This window comes from Bradyrhizobium sp. RP6 (assembly GCF_003837805.1).
Taxonomy (GTDB): domain Bacteria; phylum Pseudomonadota; class Alphaproteobacteria; order Rhizobiales; family Xanthobacteraceae; genus Bradyrhizobium.
On the sequence record NZ_RQIT01000036.1, the window covers coordinates 17,684 to 26,818 of the forward strand.

Here is a 9,135-nt window from a genome sequence, read left to right on the forward strand (position 1 = left end):
GAAGCTGACGCTTAAACAGGAAGAGCAGCGCTTCTATGCGAGAACCGGCCTCAAGACAACGTTGGACCATGCCTGAAGGCCGTGGATGCAGTCGCCTGAGGCCAGCACGGCCGTTAGCCCTACCCGGACCGCCATCCAGCTGGCGCTGCTGGCCTTCGCCGACGAGGTCGTCGGCACGCTGGCGCGCCTGATCGCCTATGTGGGGACGCTCGCGCTGTTTGCCATGCTCGCCCTCGCGGCGCTGGGCCAGCTGCCCGACCTGCGCAACAACGAGCCGGCCGGGAAACCGGGCTGGAGCGTGGCCGGCCGTTCGCACCCGGCCTTCGCCGTCAGCCGACCCGATTCCTCCGAGAAAACAGCCTCTTACACCATCCTCCGGCACCCCGAAGGCGGCCGCAGGGACGTGCTGCGCTGGACCGATGACGCGGGCAAGCCCGTGGCCGAGCTCGAAATCTACCGCCAAGGCGCCGAATTCGACGTGACACGTCCGGCGACCGCGGACCTCGCCGCCCAGATGGGTTTGGGCGCGGCCACCGCGCTCGAGCAGGCCGGCCTGATCGGTACCAAATTCGGCCCGGTCGCCCTGTTCCGGCCAACCGGCACAGCGGAAGGCGCGCAGGGGTGCCTCGGCTACCTCAAGCGCAGTGAGGAGCCGGCGCTCCAGATCTCCGGCTTTTCCTGCCGGGGCGACAGCCTGCCCGCCCGGCGCGCGGCGATCGCCTGCACGCTGAACCGGCTGACGCTGCTGGCCTCGGGCAACGAGCCTAGGCTGGCGGAATTGTTCGCCCATGCCGAGCTGAAGCGCGGCGGCTGCGATCCCGCGGGCTCGGTGGACTGGCTGCTCGGCGCCGCGAACGCGCAATTGCGCGGAGCGCTTTGATCGGCATCAAGCTCAAGTGGCTGGTTTGCATGCAACTTTTGCCGATGCGCACGATTATTCCCCGCTGGTGTGACCCAATTGACCTAGTTGCGATCACCCCCGCCGGGCTAGTATGCGGTGAAATCGACTGGCGGCCTGCCGCCTGAAGGGGACGTGATGAGCTCGAAATTTTCTGCCGCGAACAAACTGGCGACATTGCTTGCGGCGGGCGCCGCAATTGCCATCGCGTTCGCGACCCCGGCCTCGGCCGACACCAGGACCAAGCAGCGCTATGACGATCGCGGCCGGCCCATCTACGGCCCGAGCGGCCCCAACGCGGTCTATCAGCAGGGCCGCACCCGCATCTATGTAAGCAAGCGCTCCTGGCTGGACGGCGGCACCGAGGTCAATCCGGGCGACCGCAAGTTCACCGACTACGCCTTCCCGCCGGCCGTGGGCTATCCGTCGTTCGCCCGCGAGAACCTCAACCGCCCGATCGACCGGCAGCCGCTCTCGCCGCCGCAGGACGTCGGCGGCTATCCGCAGAATTTCCCGCTGTATTGAGCGGACGTCTCGACGAATCAAAAGGCCGGGCGAGAGCCCGGCCTTTTTTGTTTCTCTCGCACCGTCATTCCGGGGCGATGCGCAGCATCGAACCCGGAATGACGGCTTATGATTACGCGTGCAGCTTCTGCAATTCCTTCAGGATCGCTTCGCCCATCTGCGTGGTGGAGGCCGCCGTGGTGCCTTCCGACTTGATGTCGGCGGTGCGCAGACCGCTGGCGAGCACGGCGGCGATGGCCTGGTCGACCTTGTCGGCGAGATCGCCCATGTCGAAGGAATAGCGCAGCGCCATGCCGAAGGACGAGATCATCGCGATCGGATTGGCGAGGCCCTTGCCTGCGATATCAGGGGCCGAGCCGTGCACGGGCTCGTACAGCGCCTTGCGCTTCCTGGTCTTGACGTCGACCTCGCCGAGCGAAGCAGACGGCAGCATGCCGAGCGATCCGGTCAGCATCGCCGCGATGTCGGAGAGCATGTCGCCGAACAGATTGTCGGTCACGATGACGTCGAACTGCTTCGGCCACTTCACCAGCATCATGCCGCCGGAATCGGCGAGCTGATGCTCGAGCGTGACGTCGGGATATTCGCGCTTGTGGACCTCCGTCATGACCTCGTTCCAGAGCACGCCCGACTTCATGACGTTGCGCTTCTCCATTGAGGTCACCTTGTTCTTGCGCTTCCTGGCAAGCTCGAAGGCGACGCGCCCGATGCGCTCGATCTCATAGGTGTCGTAGATCTGGGTATCGATGGCGCGCTTCTGGCCGTTGCCGAGATCGGTGATGGTCTTGGGCTCGCCGAAATAGACGCCGCCGGTGAGCTCGCGCACGATCATGATGTCGAGCCCCTCGACCGCCTCGCGCTTCAGGCTCGAAGCATCCGCCAGCGCCGGGTAGCACACGGCGGGACGCAGGTTGGCGAACAGGGCGAGATCCTTGCGCAGGCGGAGCAGACCGGCTTCGGGGCGCACCTCGTACGGAACCGCATCCCATTTCGGGCCGCCGACCGCGCCGAAGATCACGGCGTCGGCGTCTTTCGCCTTGGCCATGTCGCCCTCGGAGATCGACACCTTGTGGGCGTCATAGGCGGAGCCGCCGACGAGGCCGGTGTCGGTTTCGAACTTGGCGATCCCGGCCGCATTGAGCCAGTCGATCAGCCGCTTCACCTCGCCCATCACCTCCGGGCCGATACCGTCGCCGGGAAGCAGCAGCAGTTTGTGGGTCGCCATCGTCGTGTCCTCAGTTTATCTCGTCATTGCCGGGCTTGACCCGGCAATCCAGCTTTCTTGAAAGATGGATGCCCGGATCAGGCCCGGGCATGACAAGCGGGGTTGAATTTCGGCCGGAGTGCTAGAGCGGCGTTGCGCGCTTGGCAAGACACCATTGCCGGGGTGCGGCTGTGCAAGGCGGGCGGGGCCTGCCACACTGCGCGCGCCGGAGTGACCCCTTGCACGCGCCTGACCGTCCCCCGAACCCGCATCCCGCGCGGCTGATCCTGACCCTGTCGCTTGCGGCGACGGTCGGGCTCGGCATCGGCCGCTTTGCCTATGCGCTGGTGCTGCCCGACATGCGGGAGGACCTCGGCTGGTCATACTCGGCGGCCGGATTCATGAATACCATCAACGCGGTCGGCTATCTCGTCGGCGCGCTTCTCGCGTCCCGCCTGATTCGGCGCGTCGGCTGGGCGGCGGCCATCCGCGGCGGAACCTTCGCCTGCGTCGCCGCGCTCGCCACTTGCGCCCTGACGGGAAATTTCGTCGCGCTGAGTCTCGCGCGTCTCGTGCTGGGTCTTGGTGCCGCAGCCGGCTTCGTCGCCGGCGGCGCACTGGCCGCCATCATCGCGCAGTCGCAGCCCGCGCGAGCCAATTTCCTGCTCAGCCTGTTCTACGCCGGGCCCGGCATCGGCATTCTCTCCTCCGGGCTGATCGCCCCGTTCACGCTGCAATATTTCGGGCCGGGCTCGTGGTGGATCGTGTGGTGGGCGCTGACGCTGCTATCGGTCGCGATGACGATCCCGCTGTTCCTGATCCGCATCGAGAGCAGCGTCCGCTTCTCGGAAGGCGGTCCCGGCTCGTTCGCGATCCTGCCGGTGCTGGTCTATCTCGCCGGCTACTTCCTGTTCGGTGCCGGCTACATCGCCTACATGACCTTCATGATCGCCTATGTTCGCGACGGCGGTGGCGGGGCCGCGGCGCAAGCGTCGTTCTGGGGCCTGATCGGTCTGTCCGCTTTCGTCACGCCCTGGGCCTGGCGCGGCGTGCTGGCGCTCGATCGCGGCGGGCTCGCCACCGCCATCATCCTCGGCACCAATGCGCTGGGCGCAGCCTTGCCGATGCTCGGACATTCGCCGGCCTGGCTCGCGGTCTCAGCCGTCGTGTTCGGCGTCGCCTTCTTCGCCGTGGTCGGCTCGACCACTGCGTTCGTGCGCTTCAACTATCCACCCGAGGTGTGGCCGACCGCGATCGCCGCGATGACGATCTCGTTCGGCGTCGGCCAGACGCTCGGGCCGATCGTGGTCGGCGCAATCACGGATGCGCTGGGGAGCTTGAGCTACGCGCTGAATGTCTCGGCGGCGCTATTGGCGCTCGGGGCCGTGGCGGCGTTGTGCCAACGGAAGGTGGGGCCGGCCAAACAATCGGTGCCGTAGGGTGGGTTAGCGTCAGCGTAACCCACCCTACGGGAGCGGAGCTCGCGTCAACTCCCGCTGAACGAATTGTATCCCTGGTCTTCCCAATAGCCGCCCTTGTAGTCGTTGGTGACTTCCATCGAGACCACGTATTTCGGGTTCTTGAAGCCGAGCTTCGTCGGCACGCGGATCTTCATCGGGAAACCGTAGGCGCGCGGCAGAATCTCGCTCGCATATTTGAACGTCATCTGCGTCTGCGGGTGCAGCGCGGAGCGCATGTCGAGCGGCGAGTTGTAGCCGTCCTTGTCGGCGCACTGGAACCAGACATATTTGGCGCGGGTGTCGGCGCCGATCAGCCTGAGGAAATCCCGCAATGGCGTACCGGTCCAGCTGCCGATCGCGCTCCAGCCCTCGACGCAAATGTGGCGGGTGATCTGCGTGACCTGCGGCAGCTTGTAGAGCTCGTCCAGCGTCCAGGACTTCTTGTTGTCGACGAGACCGCGCACCTCGAGCTTCCAGTCGGCGCCGTCGATATCGGGCGCGTCGTCGAGATCGTAATAGGCGTTGAACGGAAACGGCTTCGTGATCGCGCTCTCGGGAAAGGTCGGCGCCAGCGCGTCCGGATTGAACATCCAGGCCTGCACGGCGTCGTTGAACTTCGAGACTTTGGCGAGCATGGTTTCGGCCGAGGACGAGTCGACGACGTCGCAGCCGGTGAGCAGCGTCAGCGCCCCGAGACTGGCACCGCCCGCGATGAAGCGGCGGCGGGTGACATCGGGCATCGTCTTGAGGGAGTCCTTGATCAGCAGCCGCTTGTCGACACCGGGAATCAGGAACGAGCGCTTTGCCATAGTCTCCTCCTCAGCGACCGATGATCATGGCGCGCAGGCTCTTCGGCACCAGCAGCGCGAGCAGAACGTGAATGACGAGGAACGCGCAGATCGCGGCCATGCAGAAGAAGTGCACGTAGCGCGCGGTCGGGTAGTCGCCGAACAGCATCACCAGATAATAGAGCTGCACCGGCTTCCACATGCCAAGTCCGGAGAGCACGATCAGCACGCCGACCACGATGATGCCGGCATAGAGCAGCCGCTGCACGTAATTGTAGACGGTGAGGTCGTCATGGCCGAGCTTGAAGGTCAGCACCGCCCTGACGTCGTGCAACACGCCGGACGGCGTGATCGGCAGCAGCTTCCTGCGGAAGCGGCCGGTGACGAAGCCGGTGACGAGATAGGCGAGACCGTTGATCATCAACAACCACATCGCCGCGAAGTGCCAGAGCAGACCGCCGCCGAGCCAGCCGCCGAGCGTATATTCGCGCGGGAAGCTGAAGCCGAACAGCGGCGAGGCATTGTAGATCTGCCAGCCCGACAGAATCATCAGGATCATGGCAAGCGCGTTGACCCAGTGCATGATCCGCACCCAGGCGGGCTGGATCACTTTGGCCTTGGTAACCCTGACGTGCGCGTCGGTGACTGTGAGGCTCGCCATGCTGGTTCCGTCCTGAATATCTCTGACAGCAATTATACGCCGAAGTTTCCGCTTTCGTTACGCCCTGTCCGGCATCGAATCGATACCGCGAGCTTATCGCGGTCACAAAAAAGCGAGCCGGGCACCGCCGGCTCGCCGTCCTCAAAGCACCCTGTTCGGGGGAAGAAACAGGATCGCGCGGTGTTACGTCGCCGGCATCAGCACGGTGTCGACCACATGGATCACACCGTTCGACTGGTTGACGTTGGAGATCGTCACCATCGAGGTGCCGCCCTTGGCATCGACGATCCAGACCTTGCCGGCCTGCTTCTTCACGGTCAGTTCCTCGCCCTCGGCGGTCTTCAGTTTCTTGCCGTCGGTGAGATCGGAGGCTTCGAGCTTGCCCGGCACGACGTGATAGGTGAGAATCTTGGTCAGCGTCGCCTTGTTCTCGGGCTTGACCAGATTATCGACGGTGCCGGCCGGCAGTTTGCCGAAGGCGGCGTTGGTCGGCGCGAACACCGTGAACGGACCCTTGCTTTCCAGCGTCGGCACCAGGCCCGCCGCCTTCACCGCCGCCACCAGGGTGGTGTGATCCTTGGAGTTGACCGCATTCTGGACGATGTTCTTCGACGGGAACATCGCGGCGCCCCCGACCATGACCGTCTTATCCCCGGCGCGGACAGGGGCGACCGCGGTCGCGGTGATGGCCAGGGCGCTGAAGGCGGCAGCAGCGAGATAGGCAATGCGCTTCGACATGGAGATCTCCCGATTGGATTGTAACCGGCGTGGCCGGCGTTGAGTTGGCAACAACGGTGCTTGCGACCTCTTGGCGTGAAGCAGCAGCGCCGTCGTTGGACCGAACTACGGGAGGGTTTGCGATGCGGTTTCGAAGGAAAATTCTTTGTGATGGTTGAAACTATGTGGGGGGATGTCCGTGGGGTGAGTGTGCGCCACACTCTCCGCCGTGGTCCCGGACAAGCGCAGCGAAGCGAAGCGCAGATCCGGGATCCATAGCCGCAGGGAGTGGTTTGGCGAAGACTCGGAGTTACCCGTCGCGCACGACAATTTCTCCCTGTGGTTATGGGTCCCGGGTTCGCGACTACGTCGCGCCCCGGAACGACGGCGGAGAATGTGGCGCGATGGGCGCGCTTCAATCCCTGTTGTTCGGCGTCTGGATGAAGCCGCGATTATGCGTCGGGCTGATCAAGAGCTCATTGATGCAGACACGCGGCGGCATGCTGGCGATGAAGGCGATGGTGCGGCCGAGATCCTCGGGTTGCAGCATCTTCGCCTGCTCTTCCTCGCTCGGCACCACCGGGCGCAACTTCAGGATCGGAGTCGCCACCTCGCCCGGCATCAGGCAACAGGCGCGCAGGCCGTTCACGCATTCGTCCATGTTGAAGGAATGGGTCAGCGCCAGCACCGCGTGCTTGGTCGTGGTGTAGGCCGGGCCCGGCATCTTCGAGACATGGCGACCGGCCCAGGACGAGACGTTGATGATCGAGCCGTCCTGCTGCTTGCGCATCGTCGGCAGCACGGCGCGCATGCAATAGAGCACGCCATTGAGATTGATCTGGACCAGCTTGTCCCAGCCCTCCAGTTCCATGTCGTTCCAGCTCCGCTTGGGGACATTGACGCCGGCATTGTTGACGAGGAGGTCGATGCGGCCGTGCCTGGCGACGATCTGATCGGCCGCCTTCTGAGCCTCGGCCGCATTGGAGACGTCGAGCGCGATGGCCTCAGCCGCTCCGCCCGCCCCGGTGATCCTGGCAACCACGGTATCCAGGGCATCCTTGCGGCGGCCCGAGACCACCACCGTCCAGCCCTCGGCCGCCAACGCCTCGGCGCCGGCTTCCCCGATCCCGCTGCCGCCGCCCGTGACCCAGGCCACGCGTTTCCCGTTTTTTGACATGCAAACTGTCTCCGTTGCTTCTGCGGGGCGGTTCTTGCTAATCCAGCCCTCGGTTTTGACCGGCCTCTGCCGGCGAGGAATGTTGCATGAACCAAGCTGCCAACGCCAACCTGTTTTCCCGCCTGTTCGACGGCCTGGACGATTCGAAACGGCTCGCGATCGAGACGCATGACGGCGCCCATATCAGCTATGGCGATCTGATCGCACGCGCGGGCCAGATGGCGAACGTGCTGGTCGCCCGCGGCGTGAAGCCCGGAGACCGCGTCGCGGTGCAGGTGGAAAAGTCCGTCGCCAATATCGTGCTCTATCTCGGGACGGTGCGGGCCGGCGCGGTCTATCTGCCGCTTAATACGGCCTATACGCTGAATGAGCTCGATTACTTCATCAGCGATGCCGAGCCGTCGCTCGTGGTCTGCGATCCCTCCAAGGCGGAAGGCCTCGCCCCCATTGCGGCGAAGGTGAAGGCCACGGTCGAGACGCTCGGGCCCGACGGCAAGGGCTCGCTGACGGAGGCCGCCGACAAGGCGAGCCCCGAGTTCACGACCGTTCCGCGTGCGAGCGACGATCTCGCCGCGATCCTCTACACGTCGGGCACCACCGGCCGCTCCAAGGGAGCGATGCTGACGCACGACAATCTCGCGTCGAACTCGCTGAGCCTGGTGGACTACTGGCGCTTCACCGACAAGGACGTGCTGATCCATGCGCTGCCGATCTACCATACCCATGGCCTGTTCGTGGCGACGAACGTGACGCTGTTCGCCCGCGCCTCGATGGTCTTCCTGCCGAAGCTCGATCCTGATCTGATCATCAAGCTGATGGCGCGCGCGACGGTGCTGATGGGCGTGCCGACCTTTTACACGCGCCTGCTGCAGAATCCCGCGCTGTCGAAGGAGACCACCAGCCACATGAGGCTGTTCATCTCGGGCTCGGCGCCGCTGCTCGCCGACACCCATCGCGAATGGTCGGCGCGCACGGGCCATGCGGTGCTCGAGCGCTACGGCATGACCGAAACCAACATGAACACGTCCAACCCCTACGACGGCGAGCGCGTGCCCGGCGCAGTCGGCTTTCCGCTCCCCGGCGTTTCGGTGCGCGTGACCGATCCCGAGACCGGCAAGGAATTGCCGCGCGAGGAGATCGGCATGATCGAGGTGAAAGGCCCGAACGTGTTCAAGGGCTATTGGCGCATGCCGGAGAAGACCAAGTCCGAATTCCGGCCCGACGGCTTCTTCATCACCGGCGACCTCGGCAAGATCGACGCCAAGGGCTACGTGCACATCCTCGGCCGCGGCAAGGATCTGGTGATCTCCGGCGGCTTCAACGTGTACCCGAAGGAGATCGAAAGCGAGATCGACGCCATGCCCGGCGTGGTGGAGTCCGCCGTGATCGGGGTGCCGCATGCCGATTTCGGCGAGGGTGTGACGGCGGTGCTGGTGCGCCAGCCCGGCGCGAGCATCGATGAAGCGACCGTGCTGAAGGGCCTGGACGGACGCCTTGCGAAATTCAAGATGCCGAAGCGCGTCTTCGTCGTCGACGAGCTGCCGCGCAACACCATGGGCAAGGTGCAGAAGAACATCTTGCGCGAGACGTACAAGGACATCTACGCGAAGAAGTGAGGCGCGCACGCTCTCGCCTTCGTCATTGCGAGGAGCCCTTGCGACGAAACAATCCAGACTGCCTCCGCGGAAAGATTCTGGATTGCTTC

The 9,135-nt window shown here is 64.8% G+C and carries 9 protein-coding genes; 4 read left to right on the top strand and 5 right to left on the bottom strand.

Annotation, left to right across the window (positions count from 1 at the left end):
* Positions 1-85: 85 nt before the first annotated feature.
* Positions 86-880 carry a hypothetical protein gene (locus tag EHH60_RS35140; RefSeq protein ID WP_124163780.1) on the top strand — a complete coding sequence of 265 codons (795 nt, stop codon included), beginning with the start codon at positions 86-88 and terminating at the stop codon, positions 878-880.
* 156 nt (positions 881-1,036) lie between these two features.
* Complete coding sequence (locus EHH60_RS35145; RefSeq protein ID WP_124163781.1) at positions 1,037-1,423, top strand: hypothetical protein; 387 nt, start codon at positions 1,037-1,039, stop codon at positions 1,421-1,423.
* Positions 1,424-1,535: 112 nt separating this feature from the next.
* On the opposite strand, the gene leuB is transcribed toward EHH60_RS35145, so the two are convergent.
* Positions 1,536-2,648 carry a 3-isopropylmalate dehydrogenase gene (leuB, locus tag EHH60_RS35150; protein ID WP_124163782.1) on the bottom strand — a complete coding sequence of 371 codons (1,113 nt, stop codon included), beginning with the start codon at positions 2,646-2,648 and terminating at the stop codon, positions 1,536-1,538.
* Positions 2,649-2,866: 218 nt separating this feature from the next.
* Between leuB and EHH60_RS35155 the strand changes: the two genes are divergently transcribed.
* Complete coding sequence (locus EHH60_RS35155; protein WP_124163783.1) at positions 2,867-4,066, top strand: YbfB/YjiJ family MFS transporter; 1,200 nt, start codon at positions 2,867-2,869, stop codon at positions 4,064-4,066.
* Positions 4,067-4,113: 47 nt separating this feature from the next.
* Here the strand turns inward: EHH60_RS35155 and EHH60_RS35160 are convergent, their stop codons facing one another.
* The 4 genes from EHH60_RS35160 to EHH60_RS35175 form a co-directional block, all read right to left on the bottom strand.
* Positions 4,114-4,896, bottom strand: a complete 783-nt coding sequence (locus EHH60_RS35160; RefSeq protein WP_124163784.1) for a molybdopterin-binding protein — start codon at positions 4,894-4,896, stop codon at positions 4,114-4,116.
* A 10-nt stretch (positions 4,897-4,906) separates the two neighbouring features.
* Entirely contained in the window at positions 4,907-5,536 is a 630-nt protein-coding gene (locus EHH60_RS35165) for a cytochrome b/b6 domain-containing protein (RefSeq protein ID WP_124163785.1), read from the bottom strand.
* Between the two features lie 183 nt (positions 5,537-5,719).
* Positions 5,720-6,274, bottom strand: a complete 555-nt coding sequence (locus EHH60_RS35170) for a fasciclin domain-containing protein (RefSeq protein WP_124163786.1) — start codon at positions 6,272-6,274, stop codon at positions 5,720-5,722.
* 394 nt (positions 6,275-6,668) lie between these two features.
* Complete coding sequence (locus EHH60_RS35175; RefSeq protein ID WP_124163787.1) at positions 6,669-7,430, bottom strand: SDR family oxidoreductase; 762 nt, start codon at positions 7,428-7,430, stop codon at positions 6,669-6,671.
* A gap of 86 nt (positions 7,431-7,516) precedes the next feature.
* On the opposite strand from EHH60_RS35175, the gene EHH60_RS35180 reads away from it, so the two are divergent.
* Positions 7,517-9,046 carry a malonate--CoA ligase gene (locus EHH60_RS35180; protein ID WP_124163788.1) on the top strand — a complete coding sequence of 510 codons (1,530 nt, stop codon included), beginning with the start codon at positions 7,517-7,519 and terminating at the stop codon, positions 9,044-9,046.
* The last annotated feature ends 89 nt before the right edge of the window (positions 9,047-9,135 follow it).

Coding starts and splice junctions, on each gene's coding strand:
- EHH60_RS35140 (WP_124163780.1), top strand. CDS start 86: ATGCAGTCGCCTGAGGCCAGCACGGCCGTTAGCCCTACCCGGACCGCC.
- leuB (WP_124163782.1), bottom strand. CDS start 2,648: ATGGCGACCCACAAACTGCTGCTGCTTCCCGGCGACGGTATCGGCCCG.
- EHH60_RS35145 (WP_124163781.1), top strand. CDS start 1,037: ATGAGCTCGAAATTTTCTGCCGCGAACAAACTGGCGACATTGCTTGCG.
- EHH60_RS35180 (WP_124163788.1), top strand. CDS start 7,517: ATGAACCAAGCTGCCAACGCCAACCTGTTTTCCCGCCTGTTCGACGGC.
- EHH60_RS35175 (WP_124163787.1), bottom strand. CDS start 7,430: ATGTCAAAAAACGGGAAACGCGTGGCCTGGGTCACGGGCGGCGGCAGC.
- EHH60_RS35160 (WP_124163784.1), bottom strand. CDS start 4,896: ATGGCAAAGCGCTCGTTCCTGATTCCCGGTGTCGACAAGCGGCTGCTG.
- EHH60_RS35170 (WP_124163786.1), bottom strand. CDS start 6,274: ATGTCGAAGCGCATTGCCTATCTCGCTGCTGCCGCCTTCAGCGCCCTG.
- EHH60_RS35165 (WP_124163785.1), bottom strand. CDS start 5,536: ATGGCGAGCCTCACAGTCACCGACGCGCACGTCAGGGTTACCAAGGCC.